Raw genomic sequence first — 19,283 nt, forward strand, 5'->3', positions numbered from 1 at the left:
AGGCGGTCCTGACGGGGCTGCCGGAGCGGCGTTACCCTGCGCGGACAATCCTTCACTGGAGGTGCGCATGAGGCGTTCCGTTGCGCGGAATGTGTCGTTATCAGGTGTTCTCGCCGTTGTGGTGACGGTCGGGGCAGCAGCCCCGTCCTCCTCCGCGCCACCGGTCCCACCGCCCGCGAAGTCACCCGTGGCGGCCGGATACGGGGGAGCGGTCTCCAGCGTCGACGCCGATGCGACGGCCGCGGGCATCGAGGTGCTCCGCAAGGGCGGCAACGCGGTGGACGCGGCCGTCGCGACCGCGGCGGCGCTCGGGGTGACCGAACCGTACTCGGCAGGGCTGGGCGGGGGCGGGTACTTCGTGCACTACGACGCCCGCACCCGCACCGTGGAGACGATCGACGGCCGCGAGACCGCGCCGCGCAGCGCGGACTCCTCGCTCTTCCTGGAGAACGGGAAGCCCATCGCCTTCGAGTCCGCCGTCACCAGCGGCCTCGGGGTCGGCACCCCGGGCACGCCCGCCACCTGGGACGCCGCTCTCGACGCGTGGGGCAGCAAGTCGCTCCGGCAGGTTCTGAAACCGGCCGAGAAGCTGGCCCGTGACGGATTCGTCGTCGATGGCACGTTCCGCTCGCAGACCGCGGGCAACCAGGCCAGGTTCGCCGACTTCCCCGCCACCCGGAAGCTCTTCCTGCCCGGCGGCACCCTCCCCGAGGTCGGCTCCGTCTTCAAGAACCCCGACCTGGCGCGTACGTACGAGGAGGTCGGCCGCAAGGGGGTCGACGCGCTGTACCGGGGCAAGCTGGCCGACGACATCGTGCGGACCGTACGCAACCCGCCCGTCGACCCCGCGTCGGCCCGGGTGGTACGTCCGGGCGACCTGACCGCGAAGGACCTGCGTTCCTACCGGGCGCTGCGGCAGGCACCCACGAAGGCCGGCTATCGGGGGCTCGACGTCTACGGGATGGCGCCGTCGTCGTCCGGTGGTACGACGGTGGGCGAGGCTCTCAACATCCTTGAGTCCACCGACCTTTCGAAGGCGAGCCAGGCGCAGTACCTGCACCGCTACATCGAAGCGAGCCGCATCGCCTTCGCGGACCGCGGGCGCTGGGTCGGCGATCCGGCGTTCGAGGACGTGCCGACGAAGGAACTCCTCAGTCAGCGGTTCGCCGACTCGCGGGAGTGTCTGATCAGGGACGACGCGGTGCTCACCAGCCCCCTCGCCCCGGGCGACCCGCGTCACCCCGGCGACTGCGCCGGTACGGGGACAGCCGCGCCGACGACGTACGAGGGCGAGAACACCACGCACCTCACGACCGCTGACAAGTGGGGCAACGTCGTCGCGTACACCTTGACGATCGAGCAGACCGGCGGCAGCGGCATCACGGTGCCGGGGCGCGGATTCCTGCTCAACAACGAGCTGACGGACTTCTCGTTCGCGCCGGCCGATCCGGCCGTCCACGACCCGAACCTGCCGGGTCCGGGCAAGCGGCCCCGATCGTCGATCTCCCCGACCATCGTGCTGAAGCACGGCGAGCCGGTGCTGGCCCTGGGGTCGCCCGGCGGCGCCACGATCATCACCACCGTGCTCCAGTCGCTGATCGGCACGGTCGACCGGGGCCTGCCGCTGGTGGACGCCATCGCGGCGCCCCGCGCCAGCCAGCGCAACGCGGCGGCCACGGAGCTCGAACCGGGCCTGTGGAACAGCCCGGTCCGGGCCCGACTGGAAGCTCTGGGGCACGTCTTCAAGCCCAACCCGGAGATCGGCGCGGCGACGGGCGTGCAGCGGCTGCCGGACGGGCGTTGGCTGGCCGCGGCCGAGACGGAGCGGCGCGGCGGCGGTTCGGCCATGGTGGTGAGGCCGTCGCGTCAGGGAGGTGGCGACGAGTCGGTAGTGACGACGAGTCGGTAGCGACGAAGCGTCACCAATGACGTTGCGTCAGTAGCGGTACAGGCGGGGTCGGTCGGGCGCGGGTGATGTGCGCCGGACCGGCCCCGCAGCCTCGACGGGGGCATGCAGGGGGGCGTCTTGGCTGATCTCAGCAAGGGAAAGACTCCTCACAGAAGGGCACCCACACGGTGCGTATGCGAACGCTTGCCCTCGCCACGGTCTCCGGCGCCGCGCTGCTCGCGGCCGGATCCCTGACGCCCGCGGCCCGGGGCGGTTCGGTCCTGCGGTCCGACGTGTTCACGCCTGCGCCGACAGCGCGTCCGGTGGTGGTGGACCTCACTCCCGCCGCCTATGCCCGYCCGGCAKCCGCTGCGGCCGGGACCGCCTCGCCCCACTCTGCGGGCGACCCCGCCCCTGCCGCTGACACCGCTGCGGCCGGGACCGCCTCGCCCCACCCTGCCGGCGGCGCCGCTCCTGCCGATGCCGGCGAAGGTGCCGTGGGCGCGGCCGAGTTGCTGGCCAAGGTCGCCGCGTGCAAGCCGGTCTCGAACGGCTCCTACCGTACGGACGAGAGTGCCTCGCCCTCCGTTCCGGTGTGCGGCATGAACGGAGCCGTCTTCTGGAAGGCCGACCTGGACATCGACTGCGACGGCCAGGTGACCAAGGCCTGCAACGTGGACACCGATCCGTGGTTCCAGGGCGACACCGCGTTCCACACCTCCGGCGACCGGCCGCTGAACGCGGAGGAACTCCCGTACGTCGTGGTGCCGAGCCGCAGCTCCCTCTGGGACTTCAGCGACTCGGGGATCAAGGGCGGCGGTGTCGTCGCCGTCGTCCACGCGGGAAAGGTGGAGTACGCCGTCGTCGGCGACACCGGACCCGCCGGGATCATCGGTGAGGCCTCCTACGCCACCGCCGAGGCGCTCGGGATCAACCCGGACCCGAAGGCCGGCGGCGTGGATTCCGGCGTCACGTACATCCTGTTCAAGGACTCCGTCGTCTCGCCGATCGAGAGCCACAGCGCGGCGGTGACCGCCGGGGAAGGCCTTGCTCGGGCGTTCCTCCGCGACAACTGACGAGGGTGGCCCGTTCCCTCAGAGGGCCGTCAGGATCCGGGGGCCGTCGTCCGTGATGGCCACCGTGTGCTCGGCGTGCGCGGCCCGGCTGCCGTCGTTCGTACGCAGCGTCCAGCCGTCCCGGTCCGGGTGGTATCCGTCCCGGCCGCTGCCGATCAGCATCGGCTCGATGGCCAGCACCATGCCGTGCCGCAGCGGCATTCCGCGGCCGGGCCGTCCCTCGTTGGGGACGCCCGGGTCCTCGTGCATGGACCGGCCGATGCCGTGGCCGCCGAATCCGTCCGGGATGCCGTAGCCGGCCGTGCGGCAGACCGTGCCGATCGCGTGCGCGATGTCACCGATCCGGTTGCCGACGACGGCCGCCGCGATGCCCGCCTCCAGCGCCTCGAAGGCCGTGTCGACGAGACGGGTGTCCTCGGGCCGGGCGCGGCCGACGATGAAGCTGATCGCCGAGTCCCCGCACCAGCCGTCAAGCGTCGCGCCCGCGTCGATGCTCACCAGATCGCCGTCACGCAGCCGCAGGTCGTTCGGGATGCCGTGCACGATCGCGTCGTTCACGGAGGCGCAGATCACGCCGGGGAAGGGGGTCGGCGCGAAATGCGGCCGGTAGTTCAGGAACGGCGATCCGGCGCCGGCCTCGCGCAGGACCCCGTGGGCCACTTCGTCGAGTTCGCGGAGTGATACGCCGACGGTCGCCGCCTCCCGCGCGGCCGTCAGCAACTGCGCCACGACGCGGCCGGCCTCGCGCATGGCTTCGATCGATGTGTCTGTCTTGAGCTGCACCATGCCAATTACTATACCGGTCCGAGCGGTATTAGAATGACGGCATGGTTCGAACTCCTCTCACCCCCGAAGAGCGCCTGCGCGGCGAACGGCTCGGCCGGCTGCTCCGTGAGGCGCGCGGTCGCCGCAGCATGGCCGACATCGCAGGATGCGCCGGAATCTCGGCCGAGACGCTGCGCAAGATCGAGACCGGCCGGGCGCCGACTCCGGCCTTCTTCACCGTCGCGGCACTCGCCGGGGCGCTCGGCATGTCCATGGACGAACTCCTTGCGCGGTGCGCCCCGGAGCCGGAGATCGTTCCACTCGCCGGGTAACGGGGCGAAGGGCGGGGGCCCTGAGTAGGGTTGGGGCATGAGCCTCCAGGACTTCGCCCGCAGCGAGTACGTCAGCCTCACCACCTACCGGAAGGACGGCACTCCGGTCGCCACGCCGGTCTGGGCCGCGGCTGACGGGAACGAGCTCTTCGTCTGGACCAAGAGTGACTCGTGGAAGGTCAAGCGGCTGCGCAACGACAGCCGCGTCCGCGTCACCGTCTGTGATGTGCGCGGCCGGATCGCAGAAGGCGCGCCGAGCGCCGAGGGGACCGGCAGGCTGCTCGACGAGCAGGGTACGACCGGTGTGCGCAAGGCCATCGCCCGGAAGTACACCTGGAAGTACTGGCTCCTCGACTACCCGGCGATGATCGTCCGGCTCGGCAAGCGGCCGCAGACCGGGATCGCCATCTCCTTCTGAGCCCGCGGCCGGTGCGTCGGGGGCGCTTGAGTCCCGGCCCGTGCGTCGGGGGCGCTCGAAACCCGGCCGGTGCGTCAGGGGCGCTCGCGTCAACTTCCGCGCTCCTCCCGGACCTTGGTCGAAAAATGCGCGTAGCCGTCCCGTAACACGACTGCGGTCGAATGCCTGCGGACTGGAAGGTTCCAGCCGACGGCGGCCGAGGGCGACGATGACGGTGCATCAGCATGCTGTGTCCATAGGGGAGTTCGCACACCATCTGCGGGAGGTGGCGGCGCTGCTCGATCCCGCGCGGGGTTGGTACGGAGTCTTCTGCCGACGGGACCCCGAGGGGATGCGGGCCTGTCTGTCCGGGGCCGAGATCCCGCCCTGGGACGTCATGGAGTCGCTCTTCGCGGACCTCGCCGCGGTGCGTGGCGCCGCGTTCGCGGAGCGCGCCTCGGTGCGGGCGGCCGAGCTCTACGCCGCCTCCGCCGCCACCCATGACCGCCGCCCCGGCGGGCAGCGTCAGCTCGTGGAGCGCCTGGAGCTGATGCTGCGGGAACAGGCGAACGCGGCCGGGCGGCTGAACGCGGCCCGGACGGGCGGCGAGGCGGGCGGGGCGGACGCGGAGGCGGTCGCCTGGGCCCGCGACGACCACGCCCGGGCGTCGGCCCGCTGCATGGAGCTGCGCAGAAGACTGGCGGCGGTCTCGGCGCCGCCGGACTGGTTCCGCGCGGAAGGGGCACCGGTGCCGGAGTCACCGGACTCCCCGGTCACGGCCCCGCCACAGCAGCCCGTGGGCGTACGTGAGGGCGCCGAACCGTCGCCGGTGCGCCTCGCGGGCGGGCGGTCCCGTACGAAGCCGCGGGGCGCGCGATTCGCCGGGCTGGAGGTCGAGGAGGAGGCCCCGGTGGCCGCTGCCCCCGTCCTGCCGGTCCCGCCCGTGGCGGCCGCCCAGCCACGCGGCGCCCGATTCGGCGGTGCTCCCCGCACGGAGAGCGACCCGTCGCCTGCCCCGGCGGCTCAGGACCAGGCCGCGCTGCAGTCCGTGCGCGCCACGGTCGCGACCCTGGTCCGGCTGCGGACGGAGGGGCTCAGCGGCGAGGCCCACGGCGTGCTCTGCGAGGCGGCGGGCCGGCCCGCGGAACTGTTGCCGGTCCTGGCCGTCGAACTCCACCGGGCGGGGCTCGGCGCGGACTGGTCGACCCTGCTGTGGGAGGTGTCCTCGCTGCCCCCGGCCGAGCTGGCGGCCGCGGCGGACGCACTGGCCGGGGCGGGGCGCCCGGAGGACTGCGAACACCTGCTGCGCCAGGGCGTCGCACGGCCGCCCGCCGAGATCGCCGATGCCGTGATCGCCCTGGACCGGGCCGGCCGCGGCCCCCAGGCGCAGGCGCTGCTCGGCGCCTTCGTCCGCGTACGGACACCGCAGGACGCGGCCAGGATCGCGGAGAGCGACCCGCGCCGCCTCGTCCCGCACCTGCTGGCGGCGGCCCGCACGGTGTCCGGGGCGCGGGAGCGGGACATCGAGCACGCCCTGCGTATCGCGGGTATCGGTTAGACGTCGTTTCAGCTGATCTCGCTTGCGGCGGTGCGTGTGGTGAGGTCCTCGTCCGTGATGTGGCGGACCACCCGGCAAGGTGTTCCGAGTGCCACGGTCATCGGCGGAATGCTGCGGCTGACGACGCTGCCGGCGCCGATGACGGATCCGTATCCGATGCGAACGCCGGGCAGGACCACGACGTTGCTGCCGATCCAGACCTTGTCCTCGATCACGATCGGCTCGGAGTAGCGACCGAAGTCGGCCCGGCGCGCGGGATGCACCGGATGCCCCGTCGTGGCCAGCGTCACGCTGGGAGCGATCATGACCCCGCTGCCTATACGGATGTCCACGTCATCGACGAACGTCAGATTGACGTTCCCGAAGAAGTCGTCGCCGATGTGGACGTTGCTGCCGAACCCGGCGTGGAACGGCGGCAACAGTACGGTGCGTTCACCGACCGAGCCGAGGATCTCGGTGAGCAGCGACCGGCGCCTCTCCGGATTGCCCGGGGGCGTCAGGTTGTACTCGAAGATCTGCTCCGTGCGGCGCAGAGGTGCCTGAAAGGCTGCTTCCGACTCGGTGTAGACGAGCCCCTTGGCGATGCGGGCGAGCACTTCTTCGTTCTGAAGATCCGTCACAGTGGAACACTCCGTTATCAGACTCCTGGGCACTGATTGACGCGCCCCTGACCATTCGTGCCATCGACCCTCAATGCCGGCTGCTGCCTCGGTTGTCAGTGGCTACTGCGACCATGCGCCCATGAACTCAGACGGCACGGAAAAGAAGACGCTGTTGGCCTTCCTCGCAGCACAGCGTGCCAGCGTGCTCGCCATCGTCGACGGGCTTGACGCACAGGCACTGACCACGGTGGTTCTGCCCTCCGGCTGGACACCCCTCGGACTCATAGAACACTTGGGACACGCCGAGAGGCACTGGTTCCAGGAGATCGTGACCGGAGAGGCCGAGCCGTTGCCATGGCCCGATGACCATGCCCCCCTGACGACACCGCGAGAGCCGCAGGTGGTTTTCGCCTTCTATGACGACCAGTGCCGCCGTTCCGATGCCGTGATAGCCCGCACGCCATTGTCCGCACCCCCACAGGGCCGCCATCCCGAACCGCTGGGAGACGAACTCGCCGACCTGCGTGGGATCGTCCTGCATGTCATCGAAGAGACCGCGCGTCACGCCGGGCATCTGGACATCGCCCGCGAACTGCTCGACGGGCGAACAGGACTTGGCCCTCGCTGAGTACCGGGCTCGTGGCCTGGCCCGGAATCCAGCCCTGCTATCGCCACGCGCCCTGGCAGGGCCTCGACGCGCAGCCCTCAAGGCCGGAACGGGCATCCTTGCTCACAGCACGCGCAAGGACTGCTCGGCGTCACGTTCACGCCTGGCGAGCGCGTGGAGCACGGCCTGATCGCCGTGCCGGTCACGGGCAGCTGCGACAAGGACATCGACTGCGACAGCGAGCGTGGCTTCGGGCGTCTGGCTCTGAACGCCCACGCTGAGAACGAGGTCATCCAGGTGCACGGCCAACTCGACGCACCGGGTTTGGAGGTAGCCGTCGAGCAGCATCTCCTCTCCGGGCCGGTGGAGGACGGCCACTCGCCGATCCGCAGGCTCCTGGCCCAGCCGTTGCGCCAGTGTCCGCCATGCGGCGTGCGTCTGCTCAGCCACGGCGGCGGGGCCGGCGGCTGCTGTCACCTCGCTCCGGGCACGCACGCCGACGTTGAGTGCGGAGTCCGGCAAAGACGTGCCGACAAGCCGCGCGTAGTAGCGCACTGGCGATACCGGATCCGCTCCGACCGTCTCGCCGTCGAGAAACCATTCGACCTGCAGGACACTGCGCGCAAGGTGGCCGGCCAGTCCACCCACCGTCATCCCCGGCAGCACGGAGTCCCTGCCCCAGCAGAGTGCCACCTCTTCCGTGGCCAGCAGGTGCACAGCCCGCTCGGCTCCCAGAAGGTATGCATTGCGTATCTCCTCAGTCATGCGAGGCATCCTGCCCGCCCCTGGATCGCGCGCGACAGGGGTGGCCACATGCTGGAATCTGTGACCGGAATATGGACAGGGGTGAGGGGCGGGGTCGAAGCCCCGTCCTTGTCTGCGAGGCACCGGGTCGCGCCGGCCGTGCGCGTCCCATCAAGCATCACCCGGCGGGGTAGTCGCACGCGAACCGATGCTCACCATAGAGCAACGTCCTCCGAGGAAGACCCGGTCCGCGCCGGTCGGCGAACAGGCCCCCCGTCCGTGCTCCACTGGACGAACCGTCGGCAGACCGTCTGCCAGGCCGGGCCGAACACCGGCGGGAGCTGCCTCCGCGTACACCCCGAGGTGGCCACGAAGACGTCCGCCGCCAGAACCTCACGGTCGCCGGCCCGGCGACGGACCCGCCCTGAGGACGTCCTGGGGCCATCCGGCCCAGCCCTGGCAATGGACCGCACGGGTGTGAAACGTGATCGACTCCGCCGGTTCACGGCGATGGTCTTGCCCCGCCGTGTGACGGGGCTTACGTTCTCCTCTACGCCCGTGTCTACGGGCGTAGAAACGCGAAGAGGCTCTCTGACGCCGCGTCGAAGGAGCAGCTCATGTCCCACGTCGTACGCGCCGCACTCGTCCAGGCGACCTGGACCGGCGACACCGAATCCATGATCGCCAAGCACGAGGAACACGCGCGCGAGGCCGCCCGGCAAGGGGCGAAGATCATCGGGTTCCAGGAGGTGTTCAACGCCCCCTACTTCTGCCAGGTGCAGGAGCCCGAGCACTACCGCTGGGCGGAGGCCGTGCCCGAAGGCCCGACCGTGCAGCGGATGCGGGAGCTGGCCCGCGAGACCGGCATGGTGATCGTCGTCCCGGTCTTCGAGGTCGAGCAGTCCGGCTTCTACTACAACACCGCAGCCGTGATCGACGCCGACGGCTCGTACCTCGGCAAGTACCGCAAGCACCACATCCCGCAGGTCAAGGGGTTCTGGGAGAAGTACTACTTCAAGCCCGGAAACGTCGGCTGGCCCGTCTTCGACACGGCGGTCGGCAAGGTCGGCGTCTATATCTGCTACGACCGGCACTTCCCCGAGGGATGGCGGCAACTGGGACTCAACGGAGCCCAGTTGGTCTACAACCCGTCCGCGACCTCGCGCGGCCTCTCCGGCTACCTCTGGCAGCTGGAGCAGCCCGCGTCCGCCGTCGCCAACGAGTACTTCATCGCCGCGATCAACCGCGTCGGCCAGGAGGAGTACGGCGACAACGACTTCTACGGAACCAGCTACTTCGTCGACCCGCGCGGCCAGTTCGTCGGTGAGGTGGCCAGCGACAAGGAGGAGGAACTCCTCGTCCGTGACCTGGACTTCGGCCTTATCGAGGAAGTCCGGCAGCAGTGGGCCTTCTACCGGGACCGCCGCCCCGACGCGTACGAGGGGCTGGTGGAACCGTGAGCGGACTGCACCACCGCCACCTCGCGGTCAGCCCCGACTGGCTGGCGCTCTACTACCGGCACCCGCTGGAGATCACCCACGGCGAGGGCCGCCATGTCTGGGACGCGGACGGCAACCGCTACCTCGACTTCTTCGGCGGCATCCTCACCACGATGACCGCTCACGCGCTGCCCGAGGTCACCAAGGCGGTCAGTGAGCAGGCCGGGCGGATCATCCACTCCTCCACGCTCTATCTGAACCGGCCGATGGTCGAACTGGCCGAGCGCATCGTCACGCTCTCCGGCATCCCGGACGCCCGGGTCTTCTTCACGACCTCCGGCACCGAGGCCAACGACACGGCCCTGCTGCTCGCCACCACGTACCGCAGGTCGAACCAGATCCTGGCGATGCGCAACAGCTATCACGGCCGGTCCTTCTCCGCCGTCTCCATCACCGGCAACAACGCCTGGTCGCCGACGAGTCTGTCGCCGCTCCAGACCCTGTACGTGCACGGGGGCGTCCGCAGCCGCGGACCGTACGCGCACCTGGGCGACGGGGAGTTCATCGCCGCCTGCGTCGCGGACCTGGAGGACCTGCTCGGCCACACCCGGTCGCCCGCCGCGCTGATCGCCGAACCCATCCAGGGCGTGGGCGGGTTCACCTCACCGCCCGACGGCCTGTACGCGGCGTTCCGCGAAGTCCTGAACCGGCACGGCATCCTGTGGATCTCCGACGAGGTGCAGACCGGCTGGGGGCGTTCCGGCGAACACTTCTGGGGCTGGCAGGCGCATGGGAGGAACGGCCCGCCGGACATCCTCACGTTCGCCAAGGGCATCGGCAACGGCATGTCGATCGGCGGAGTCGTCGCCCGCGCCGACGTCATGAACTGCCTGGACGCCAACTCCATTTCGACGTTCGGCGGCTCCCCGGTCACGATGGCCGCCGGCCTCGCCAACCTCTCGTACCTCCTCGAACACGACCTCCAGGGCAACGCCCGCCGCGTCGGCGGACTGCTCATCGAGCGCCTGCGGGCGATCGGCGCGGCCTCGGAGTGCGTGAGGGAGGTGCGCGGGCGCGGCCTGATGATCGGCATCGAGCTCGTGAAACCGGGCACAGACGAGGCGAACCCCGAAGCGGCCGCTGCCGTGCTCGAAGCGGCACGGGAGGGCGGCCTGCTCATCGGGAAGGGCGGTGGCCACGACACCAGCGTGCTGCGCATCGCGCCGCCCCTCTCGCTCTCCATCCCGGAGGCGGAGGAGGGCGCGGGAATCCTCGCCGAGGCGCTGCGCTCGGTGGGATGAGGAAGGTGGTGCGGTGCCCGGCCGGACACCGCACCACCGCGCCTGGCGGGGCGCCCGCGTTAACCGACGCGCTCGAACGTCACGGAACCGCCGAAGTTCTCGTCGTCGGTGCCCCACAGGCCGAGCCGTCCGGGCAGGAAGGCGATGGCCTCGATCTTCCGGTTGTCCTGCCGGGTGAAGCGGCTCAGCGGCGTGAGGGTGTGCCGGGGCTTCATCCGCAGTACCGCGTCGTTGGCCCGGTTCACGGTGAGCCGGCCGGCGTCGTAGACGGCGGAGGCGAACGGCCCGTCGTTGACGTTGGGGTCCGAGGCCGACGACACCAGTACGGTGCCGTCGTCGAGCACCTTCAGGTCGCTGATGTGGCGCACCTCGTCCTGGTCCGGGAACGGTACGGCGAACTCCTGCCGCGCCGAGACCGTGCCGAAGGAGAGGCCGTCCGGCCCGACCCGTACCGAAGCGGCGTGCACGACGGCCTGCTGCGCACCGCTGCCCCGCGTCGCCCACACGGCGAACGTCCGTCCCGACCGGGCGCGGTGCAGCGCGAAACTCTCGTAGTTGTCGCCGTCCTGCCGGCCCGGTACGGCAACGGGATCCTTCTCGGCCGTCGCCCGGCCGTCCGCGACGACCACGTGGTACGCCTCGCCCCTGCTGGCGAGGGCGATGTAGTGGCCGGGGCGGCCCGGCACCGCGTCAAGGGCCTCCAGGTCCGCGGGCAGTACGCCGAGCCAGGGGAGCTCCGCGACGGCGGGAGCCTGTCCGGGCCGCAGGCGTACCGTCGCCAGCCTGCTCTCCCGGTCGCCCTTGTTGTCCCGTACGACGACAGCATCGGCCAGGCCGGGACCCGCGGGTGCCCCCTCGACGAGCGCGATGCCGCTCACGCCGCCCTGGAGCCCGGAGCCGACCCGCTGCCATCCGCCGGGGGCGGAGGGGGAGGCGGCGGTGGCGCTCAGGGGTGCGGCGGCCAGGGACGCGCAGAGCGCCGCCGCGACGATGATTCCGTTTCTGATCATGGAGCGAAGCTAGGCGGCGGCCCGGGGCCCCGGCCGGAGCGCAGCCTCCCGTCGCCCCAGGTTCCCCCGCGAGGGCCCGGCTCATTCGCCCGTACGGGCCGGGCCGGTCCCGTACCGCGGAGCACGCGTATACGAAGCGGGGCCCGCCCCGCCCGGACGGCGGAACGGCCCGCGGACGGCCCGCGGACGGCCCGCGGACGGCCCGCGCGCTGGGCCGGTCGAGTGCCCGACGGGTGAAACAGAAACGTCTTCAGCGGTTAGCGGCAGCGGTATTGCCACAGTAGGTAACCCACTTCTACGTTCTTCATCACGCACTTTGTCTACGTGCGTAGACCGACCCGTTCCGCCACAGTGAGGAGGGGTACATGAGCCGCACCGTCATCCACGGCGGCCTCGTCGTCACCGCGTCCGACGAGATCCACGCCGACGTACTCGTCGAGGGCGGCCGCATCGCGGCGCTCGCCGCGCACGGCACCGAAGCCGCGGCAGGCTGGACCGCCGACCGGACCATCGACGCCACCGGGAAGTACGTCATCCCGGGCGGCGTCGACGCGCACACCCACATGGAGATGCCGTTTGGCGGCACCTACGCGGCCGACACCTTCGAGACCGGCACCCGCGCCGCGGCCTGGGGCGGCACCACCACCATCGTCGACTTCGCCATCCAGTCCGTGGGGCGCTCCCTGCGCGAAGGGCTCGATGCCTGGTACGCCAAGGCGGACGGCAAGTGCGCCATCGACTACGCGTTCCACATGATCCTCGCCGATGTCAACGAGTCGTCGCTCAAGGAGATGGACCTGCTGGTCGCGGAAGGCGTGACCTCGTTCAAGCTCTTCATGGCCTACCCCGGCGTCTTCTACAGCGACGACGGGCAGATCCTCCGCGCCATGCAACGGGCCGAGTCCAACGGTGGCCTGATCATGATGCACGCCGAGAACGGCATCGCCATCGACGTCCTCGTCGAGCAGGCCCTCGCCGCCGGCCGCACCGACCCCCGCTACCACGGGGACGTACGCAAGGTGGCGCTGGAGGCAGAGGCCACGCATCGCGCCGTCCAGCTCGCCCGCGTCGCCGGCGCGCCGCTGTACATCGTGCACGTCTCCGCCGACGAGGCCCTCGCCGAGATCGCCGCCGCCCGCCACAAGGGCCTGCCCGTCTTCGGCGAGACGTGCCCGCAGTACCTCTTCCTGTCCACCGACAACCTCGCCGAGCCGGACTTCGAGGGCGCCAAGTACGTCTGCTCCACGCCGCTTCGGCCCAAGGAGCATCAGGACGCGCTGTGGCGGGGGCTGCGGAACAACGAACTCCAGGTCGTCTCCACCGACCACTGCCCCTTCTGCTTCTCCGGCCAGAAGGAGATGGGCCGCGGCGACTTCTCGAAGATCCCCAACGGGATGCCGGGAGTCGAGAACCGGATGGACCTCCTGCACCAGGCGGTCGTGGACGGCCACATCTCGCGCCGCCGCTGGATCGAGATCGCGTGCGCCTCCCCGGCCCGGATGTTCGGCCTCTACCCGAAGAAGGGCACCATCGCGCCCGGGGCCGACGCCGACATCGTCGTCTACGACCCGGCGGCCCGGCAGACCATCTCCGCCGAGACCCATCACATGAACGTGGACTACTCGGCGTACGAGGGAAGGCAGCTCACCGGCCAGGTGGAGACGGTGCTCTCGCGCGGCGAGGTCGTCATCGACCGCCGCACGTACACCGGCCGCGCCGGCCACGGCATGTACACCCCCCGCGCCACCTGTCAGTACCTCAACTAGGAGCACCTGGCATGGACTTCGGACTCGTCCTGCAGACGGACCCGCCCGCCTCGGCCGTCGTCGGCCTGATGCGACGTGCCGAACGCAACGGCTTCCGCTACGGCTGGACCTTCGACTCGGCGGTGCTCTGGCAGGAGCCCTTCGTCATCTACAGCCGCATCCTCGAACACACCGAACGCCTCGTCGTCGGCCCGATGGTGACCAACCCGGGCACCCGCACCTGGGAGGTGACCGCCTCCACCTTCGCCACCCTCAACGACATGTACGGCAACCGCACCATCTGCGGTATCGGCCGCGGAGACTCCGCGATGCGCGTCGCCGGACGCAGCCCCAACACCCTGGCCCGCCTCGGCAAGGCCATCGACGTCATCCGCGACCTCGCCGAGGGACGGGAGGCGCTCGTCGACGGACAGCCGGTCCGGATTCCCTGGGTCAAGGACGGCAAGCTGCCGGTGTGGATGGCGGCGTACGGTCCTAAGGCCCTGGCCCTCGCCGGGCAGAAGGCCGATGGCTTCATCCTCCAGCTCGCCGACCCGTTCCTGACGGAATGGATGATCAAGGCCGTGCGTCAGGCCGCCACCGATGCCGGCCGCGACCCCGACGCCCTGACGATCTGCGTCGCTGCCCCGGCCTACGTCACGGCCGACGACTCGCCCGAGGCCATGGCGCATGCCCGGGACCAGTGCCGCTGGTTCGGCGGCATGGTCGGCAACCATGTCGCCGACCTGGTCGCCAAGTACGGCGAACACTCCTCGATGGTTCCCGAGGAGCTGACGGTGTACATCAAGGGCCGGCAGGGCTACGACTACTCCCACCACGGCCGCGCCGACAACCCTGACACCGCCTTCGTCCCCGACGAGATCGTCGACCGCTTCTGCCTGCTCGGCCCCGCCGAGGCCCACATCGAGAAGCTCCGCCATCTGCGCGACCTCGGCGTCGACCAGTTCGCCGTCTACAACATGCACGACAACCGCGAGGCCACCATCGACGCCTACGGAACCGACATCATCCCCGCGGCCAACGCCTGACGCGGACCGGCTGGACCTCTGTACGGTCGGCGCGACGTGGTGCCGGCCCACCGAAGAAGGGGCCACCGGTGCGCCCTCGGAAGTCCTCTCGCGGACTTCCGAGGGCCTGCATATCGCGCCCGTGCTGTCGGCGCTGCGATCCGCGCCGGCCGAGCGCTTGGCGAGCCGGAAGCGGCCGCCGCTGGGAGACCAGTGAGCCTGTGGTGACTGCTACACGGCCCCCCAGTCACCCTCCCTTGATCCACAGGACGAGGAGAGTCACGAGGCCGGCACCTACAGCAGAAGCCGCCCCCCGGAGCGCACTCATCGCCAAATCCTGAACGGCCTCGGCCCTCCGGCCGTGCATTGGTCCAGTCGCCGCGCTGGGCTGGTCGGGCGGTAGTGGCCTAGGGTCGTTCACGGTGTTGGTCATCGGTCTCCCTTTCAGAGCCTGGGCAACGCTGCAGGGGTCGCCGTCGGTCATGCCGCCAAGCTCCGGCCGCCGGTGAACCCCTGCCTCGGGCCTTCGACCCTACGAGAGAGAGATCGCCGAAGGGCACCCCAATGGGCCTCATCCGACGCTTGGTTCGGTGTAATTTCCACAGGTGATGATCTCTGGACCGGGCACCATCGATGACCTGGTGCACGATGCCGCTCTTGCAGGACACACGGTCACCAAGCGCCTCGTACACGACTGGGTATCGCTCGGGTTGCTGGACCGTCCGCAGCGACGACGCACGGGCCCTCACGGCTCGGACAAGGCGTTGCACTCAATCCACCAGCGCAAACTCTTTCAGCTTCTCCTCGAAGCGCGAGTGGCCTCCTCGCGAATCCCTCACCTCGCAAGGATTCCTCTGACCATCTGGATGTACGGAGAATCAGGTGCTGTTCCCACCCGGCAGGCCCATCGTGCGCTTGTGACCCATGTAGGAGACCCGAGAGGCAGCAAGCCCCGGGCGTTGGAGGCCGCCCGCTTCCTGATCGCGCCGCTGGACGATTGCCGCCTCGGAACCGCGCACCTTCGACGCGCGTTCCTCCACGCAGTACGCGATGCTCTCTACACTGGCAACTTCGACGGAACCCGCCTCCTCGCCAAAGCCCGGCCCTTGTTCGAACCTCCCGAGCTGCACCGGCAAGTCGTCTACTCCCGCGGTCTTACAGCCGCAGCTGCACCCGAGTCTCTGATCTTCGAGGTGCGAGTCAAAATGCTCGGGGGCAAGGCGATCGCGGACGGGGCAATCAGCCTGGGGGACCTCGAAACCATGCGTGAGTTGTTGCTTTCGATGCCGCCCGCTAGCCGAGAGGGAATGCTCGACGACGACGGGCTGCCGACGGTGCAGGCGATTGAGACTTCCGGCAACAGAATGATGTTCTCGCTGGGAGCGCAAGCACTCAGCAAGCACTGGTCAGAGTCGGCCCCCAGCGCACACCGCGGTTCCGGCACCGGGGAGCAGCGTGCCGCGGCACCGGGTGCCCCAGATTCGCCTTAAAGACGGGGTTTCTGGCCGCGATGCCGGTGACCCACCGATCCTGAGGATCCGGTCCTGACAACACGTCCTCCAGGCCGTCCACGCCTGTGGCGCCTGAGAACGGCTCCGACTCGACGATGTATCCGACGGCTTCAAGCGCTTGGCGGTCTTCCAGTCGCTTCCGGGTCACAGACGGTTCGGCCGAGCTATTGTCAAATCCTGTGGATGACCGGACAGCCCGATGGCCGGTCGATCAAGCAAGCGGCTTGCGGTAGCGGACGTATTCGTTCTGCCGCCGGAACCCCACGCTCTCGTAGAGGTCGTAGGACCGATGTGGATTTGCCGTGCCCGTGAACAGCCGGGCGGTCGTTGCACCCTGTTCGCGAAGGCTTTGCAGCCCGTCCAGCAGCAGGGCCCGGCCGATTCCGAGGCGTCGCTGGTCCGTCCGAATACTCAGCTCTTCTACCTCGCCCACGGTGTGGTCGTGACGGCGGATGGAGCAGAGGGCGACGCCGACCATGTCCTGCCCGTTCCAGGCAGCCCTCCAGCATGCCGGGTCGGCGGTGTCGACGAAGTCCTGGAACGGCCATCTCTGAGTGAAGCCGCTGTCCGCGTACGAATCGACGACCGTCCTCCAGGCTGCACCGTAGTGGCTTGTCCCGATCGGCCCCGTCCGTATCCCGGCCGGCAGTTCGTCGCCCGGCTCGGGCATCTGCTGCAGATCGCCCAGCTCCAGCTCGACCAGACTGAAGACACGTCGGTAGCCGGCTGCACGCAGAAGTGCCGTGGCATCCTGCTCGGAGGTCGTGGCGTTCGCGCCGATCACTGCCGTCCGCGCCGTTCCATGCTGTTTGACGAGCTGGCGGATCCGCGCTTCGGCCCAACTCAGCATGGCTGACCCGATGCCCTGGCCGCGATGCTCGGGCAAGAGGTAGCCGCGGTGCAGGTATAGCCACGTATCGTCCCGCTCCTGCCACCACCGGATCGTCGAGTAGCCGACGACGCTCCCGTCGCACACCACCAGGATCTGGTTCTTGGACGGCTCCTCCAACTTGGCAGAAGCTTCCGCGATCTCGGCCGCTGTCGGGAGCCCTTCCACAACCGAATGGGCATCGACCCGGTCCCGTTCAGCACACCCTCGCCGCACCGCGGCCATGGCGCCGTGGTCTTCGCCGCCGCGATACGGCCGGAACCCGAAGCCGACCGGAAGGTCCTGTCCTGCCGTGCCATCCAACATGACCGGATGATCTCGAACTTCGAGGCAGGCCCGCCACCCTATTCACGCCGCGGTCGTCTGCGGCCGTTCAACGAGCAGGCCGCGTTCGAAACGGGCCCCGGCGCGGACGAGGGCAACGAGGTGGGGTGCATTCACGGCTCGCCGGCGGGCCTGGGCGGCCTCGACGAGCTTGAAGACCATCGCCAGGGCGGCGGCCCGGGACCCGGCACCCTTGGTGACCTTGGTCCGCAGACGGACGGTCGCGAAGGTCGACTCGACGGGGTTGGTTGTCCGCAGGTGGATCCAGTGCTCGGCGGGGAAGTCGTAGAACGCCAACAGTTCGTCCTCGTCATCGACGATCTTCTTGACGGCCTTGGGGAACTTCGCGCTGTACTGCTTGGCGAACGTCATGACCGCGGCGACCGCGTGCTCGCGGTCCTCGGCGTTGTAGATGTCCTGATCAGCTCCTTGGTTCCGTCCGCGCGCACGCCCATGACGACCAGGACTGCGGCCTTCGCCTCCTCTAGCCGGATGCGCAGGTGGATACCGTCGGCCCAGACGTAGACGTAGTCCGTGGCCGACAGATGGTGCTCGCTGAACGCCTGATGGTCGGGCTGCCACTGGGTGGTCAGCCGGGTGACGGTGGCCGGGGACAGGCCAGCCGAGGAGCCAAGGAACTGCTCCAGCGCGGGCACGAAGTCCCCCCTGGACAGGCCGTGGAGGTAGAGGAGCGGCAGCACCTCGCTGATCTTCGGGGACTTGCGGCACCACGGCGGCAGGATCGCAGAGGAGAACCGTTTGCGCTCGCCGGCTGCCTCGTTGATGCGCTTGTCGTTGATGCGTGGAGCCTTCACCTCGATCACCCCGGCCGCGGTGGTGACCTTCCTGGGCTGGTGGTAGCCGTTGCGGGCCACCAGGCGGCGCCCGCTATTGTCTCCCTGGTCGGGCAACTCGGCTATGTAGCAGTTGACTTCAGCCTCCAGGGTGGCGGCCGGCATCCGTCTCGCGCCCTCGCGGACGATGTCGTCGATCAGGGAGCCGGTCAGCCAGGCCGCCCGCCCGCGCAAAGGCTCAGGAGGAGGGCGGCCGCCCGCGTTCAACAAGGATCGTCACAAGAAACGCAATACCGTCGAGCGGGCGGTGAGGGACGCGGCGGCCGAGGCCGGGCGCGATCCGGACTCCGTGACCATCTGCGTCGCCGCGCCCGCCTACGTGGGTGACGACCTCGGCCACGCGCGCGAGCAGTGCCGCTGGTTCGGCGGCATGGTCGGCAACCACGTCGCCGACCTGGTCTCCCGCTACGGCGAGCACTCCGGCCTCGTCCCCGAGGCGCTGACCGCGTACATCGCCGGACGCTCGGGATACGACTACAGCCACCACGGCCGCGCCGGGAACCCCGACACCACCTTCGTCCCCGACGAGATCGTCGACCGCTTCTGCCTGCTCGGCCCGCCCGAGGCGCACATCGAGAAGCTCAAGGCCCTGCGGGACCTCGGCGTCGACCAGTTCGCCGTCTACAACATGCACGACGCCCGCGAGGCGACCATCGACGCCTACGGATCCGAGATCATCCCGGCGCTCACGGACTGAGCGCGCCGCCCTGCGGCCGGTGCCGGAGACGGAAGGACGGCGTCGGCCGCACCGGGGTGCTGCGCCGCGTGGAGGACGTCAGGCCGTATGTAAGCGGGCCGAGCAGGCAGAAGCGGTCGACGATCTCGTCGGGGACGAAGGTGGTGTCGGGGTTCCCGGCGCGGCCGTGGTGGCTGTAGTCGTATCCCGAGCGTCCGGCGATGTACGCGGTCAGCGCCTCGGGGACGAGGACCTGACGGCCACGACCGGCTCGTGCCAGTCGATGTGGTGCTCGGACCTGACGGCCACGACCGGCTCGTGCCAGTCGATGTGGTGCTCGTGCATCCACAGCGTCCTGCGTCCATCGCTGGCGGGCTTCTTGAAAGTGCGGGCGATGAAGTAGTTGCGCACCATGCTCCGGAGCGGGCCGCTCAGATTCCCTTCGATGTTGCGTTTCCCCTGTGCCACGACCGCCTCCACCCGCGTACGGCGGGCGTCCTCGAACCGGCGGAACGCATCGCGTGACCGGCCGCGGCC

17 protein-coding genes and 4 pseudogenes are annotated in these 19,283 nt (G+C 69.8%); 12 read left to right on the forward strand and 9 right to left on the reverse strand.

The genetic code is table 11. The features are described 5' to 3' along the window. Nucleotides 1–67: 67 nt before the first annotated feature. Together ggt and EAO72_RS39275 are read left to right on the forward strand one after the other, a co-directional pair. Nucleotides 68–1,909 carry a gamma-glutamyltransferase gene (gene ggt / locus EAO72_RS39270; protein WP_148021759.1) on the forward strand — a complete coding sequence of 614 codons (1,842 nt, stop codon included), beginning with the start codon at nucleotides 68–70 and terminating at the stop codon, nucleotides 1,907–1,909. A gap of 305 nt (nucleotides 1,910–2,214) precedes the next feature. Further along, nucleotides 2,215–2,964 (forward strand): glycoside hydrolase family 75 protein, encoded by a 750-nt coding sequence (locus EAO72_RS39275; RefSeq protein ID WP_410090560.1) that lies wholly within the window; start codon nucleotides 2,215–2,217, stop codon nucleotides 2,962–2,964. An 18-nt stretch (nucleotides 2,965–2,982) separates the two neighbouring features. Here EAO72_RS39275 and map read toward each other — a convergent pair whose 3' ends face one another. Beyond that, nucleotides 2,983–3,750, reverse strand: coding sequence for a type I methionyl aminopeptidase (gene map, locus EAO72_RS39280; protein ID WP_148021761.1), 768 nt, complete (start codon nucleotides 3,748–3,750; stop codon nucleotides 2,983–2,985). 41 nt (nucleotides 3,751–3,791) lie between these two features. On the opposite strand from map, the gene EAO72_RS39285 reads away from it, so the two are divergent. From EAO72_RS39285 to EAO72_RS39295, 3 genes are all read left to right on the forward strand, one after another. After that, nucleotides 3,792–4,061, forward strand: a complete 270-nt coding sequence (locus tag EAO72_RS39285; RefSeq protein ID WP_148021762.1) for a helix-turn-helix domain-containing protein — start codon at nucleotides 3,792–3,794, stop codon at nucleotides 4,059–4,061. Between the two features lie 37 nt (nucleotides 4,062–4,098). Then, nucleotides 4,099–4,479, forward strand: a complete 381-nt coding sequence (locus EAO72_RS39290) for a PPOX class F420-dependent oxidoreductase (RefSeq protein WP_148021763.1) — start codon at nucleotides 4,099–4,101, stop codon at nucleotides 4,477–4,479. Between the two features lie 208 nt (nucleotides 4,480–4,687). Then, nucleotides 4,688–6,016 (forward strand): hypothetical protein, encoded by a 1,329-nt coding sequence (locus EAO72_RS39295; protein ID WP_187285352.1) that lies wholly within the window; start codon nucleotides 4,688–4,690, stop codon nucleotides 6,014–6,016. Nucleotides 6,017–6,024: 8 nt separating this feature from the next. On the opposite strand, the gene EAO72_RS39300 is transcribed toward EAO72_RS39295, so the two are convergent. Then, nucleotides 6,025–6,636: a sugar O-acetyltransferase gene (locus EAO72_RS39300; protein ID WP_148021764.1), complete on the reverse strand. Its 612-nt coding sequence runs from the start codon at nucleotides 6,634–6,636 to the stop codon at nucleotides 6,025–6,027. Between the two features lie 121 nt (nucleotides 6,637–6,757). On the opposite strand from EAO72_RS39300, the gene EAO72_RS39305 reads away from it, so the two are divergent. Next, entirely contained in the window at nucleotides 6,758–7,246 is a 489-nt protein-coding gene (locus tag EAO72_RS39305) for a DinB family protein (protein ID WP_148021765.1), read from the forward strand. Between the two features lie 102 nt (nucleotides 7,247–7,348). Here the strand turns inward: EAO72_RS39305 and EAO72_RS39310 are convergent, their stop codons facing one another. Together EAO72_RS39310 and EAO72_RS43640 are read right to left on the reverse strand one after the other, a co-directional pair. Further along, nucleotides 7,349–7,990, reverse strand: coding sequence for a maleylpyruvate isomerase N-terminal domain-containing protein (locus EAO72_RS39310; RefSeq protein WP_148021766.1), 642 nt, complete (start codon nucleotides 7,988–7,990; stop codon nucleotides 7,349–7,351). A 260-nt stretch (nucleotides 7,991–8,250) separates the two neighbouring features. Then, nucleotides 8,251–8,411, reverse strand: a pseudogene (locus EAO72_RS43640) (transposase); the annotation flags it as partial. 175 nt (nucleotides 8,412–8,586) lie between these two features. Here EAO72_RS43640 and EAO72_RS39320 point away from each other — a divergent pair. Continuing rightward, nucleotides 8,587–9,429 (forward strand): nitrilase-related carbon-nitrogen hydrolase, encoded by an 843-nt coding sequence (locus EAO72_RS39320; RefSeq protein ID WP_148021768.1) that lies wholly within the window; start codon nucleotides 8,587–8,589, stop codon nucleotides 9,427–9,429. Beyond that, nucleotides 9,426–10,709: an aspartate aminotransferase family protein gene (locus EAO72_RS39325; protein WP_148021769.1), complete on the forward strand. Its 1,284-nt coding sequence runs from the start codon at nucleotides 9,426–9,428 to the stop codon at nucleotides 10,707–10,709. Before EAO72_RS39320 ends, EAO72_RS39325 begins: the two co-directional genes overlap by 4 nt. A gap of 59 nt (nucleotides 10,710–10,768) precedes the next feature. On the opposite strand, the gene EAO72_RS39330 is transcribed toward EAO72_RS39325, so the two are convergent. Then, nucleotides 10,769–11,719, reverse strand: a complete 951-nt coding sequence (locus EAO72_RS39330; protein WP_148021770.1) for a hypothetical protein — start codon at nucleotides 11,717–11,719, stop codon at nucleotides 10,769–10,771. A 365-nt stretch (nucleotides 11,720–12,084) separates the two neighbouring features. On the opposite strand from EAO72_RS39330, the gene hydA reads away from it, so the two are divergent. The 3 genes from hydA (at nucleotide 12,085) to EAO72_RS39345 (ending at nucleotide 15,982) form a co-directional block, all read left to right on the forward strand. Continuing rightward, nucleotides 12,085–13,485: a dihydropyrimidinase gene (gene hydA / locus EAO72_RS39335; RefSeq protein WP_148021771.1), complete on the forward strand. Its 1,401-nt coding sequence runs from the start codon at nucleotides 12,085–12,087 to the stop codon at nucleotides 13,483–13,485. A gap of 11 nt (nucleotides 13,486–13,496) precedes the next feature. Further along, complete coding sequence (locus EAO72_RS39340) at nucleotides 13,497–14,513, forward strand: TIGR03842 family LLM class F420-dependent oxidoreductase (protein ID WP_148021772.1); 1,017 nt, start codon at nucleotides 13,497–13,499, stop codon at nucleotides 14,511–14,513. Between the two features lie 584 nt (nucleotides 14,514–15,097). Further along, nucleotides 15,098–15,982, forward strand: coding sequence for a hypothetical protein (locus EAO72_RS39345; protein WP_148021773.1), 885 nt, complete (start codon nucleotides 15,098–15,100; stop codon nucleotides 15,980–15,982). Between the two features lie 232 nt (nucleotides 15,983–16,214). Here the strand turns inward: EAO72_RS39345 and EAO72_RS39350 are convergent, their stop codons facing one another. Both EAO72_RS39350 and EAO72_RS39355 read right to left on the reverse strand, forming a co-directional pair. Then, nucleotides 16,215–17,198, reverse strand: a complete 984-nt coding sequence (locus tag EAO72_RS39350) for a GNAT family N-acetyltransferase (RefSeq protein ID WP_148021774.1) — start codon at nucleotides 17,196–17,198, stop codon at nucleotides 16,215–16,217. 42 nt (nucleotides 17,199–17,240) lie between these two features. Beyond that, nucleotides 17,241–18,244 (reverse strand): annotated as a pseudogene (locus EAO72_RS39355) (transposase). Between the two features lie 67 nt (nucleotides 18,245–18,311). Between EAO72_RS39355 and EAO72_RS39360 the strand changes: the two are divergent. Continuing rightward, nucleotides 18,312–18,767: pseudogene (locus EAO72_RS39360) on the forward strand (LLM class flavin-dependent oxidoreductase); the annotation flags it as partial. A gap of 94 nt (nucleotides 18,768–18,861) precedes the next feature. On the opposite strand, the pseudogene EAO72_RS43645 reads toward EAO72_RS39360, so the two are convergent. Together EAO72_RS43645 and EAO72_RS42355 are read right to left on the reverse strand one after the other, a co-directional pair. After that, nucleotides 18,862–18,996, reverse strand: a pseudogene (locus EAO72_RS43645) (TIGR03842 family LLM class F420-dependent oxidoreductase); the annotation flags it as partial. Next, a complete protein-coding gene (locus EAO72_RS42355) occupies nucleotides 18,978–19,214 on the reverse strand; it encodes a hypothetical protein (protein ID WP_187285354.1) in 237 nt (78 codons plus the stop codon). The pseudogene EAO72_RS43645 and the gene EAO72_RS42355, both read right to left, overlap by 19 nt. Between the last annotated feature and the right edge of the window lie 69 nt (nucleotides 19,215–19,283).

The sequence above is a fragment of the Streptomyces sp. OR43 genome (assembly GCF_008042275.1).
Classification (GTDB): Bacteria; Actinomycetota; Actinomycetes; order Streptomycetales; family Streptomycetaceae; genus Streptomyces.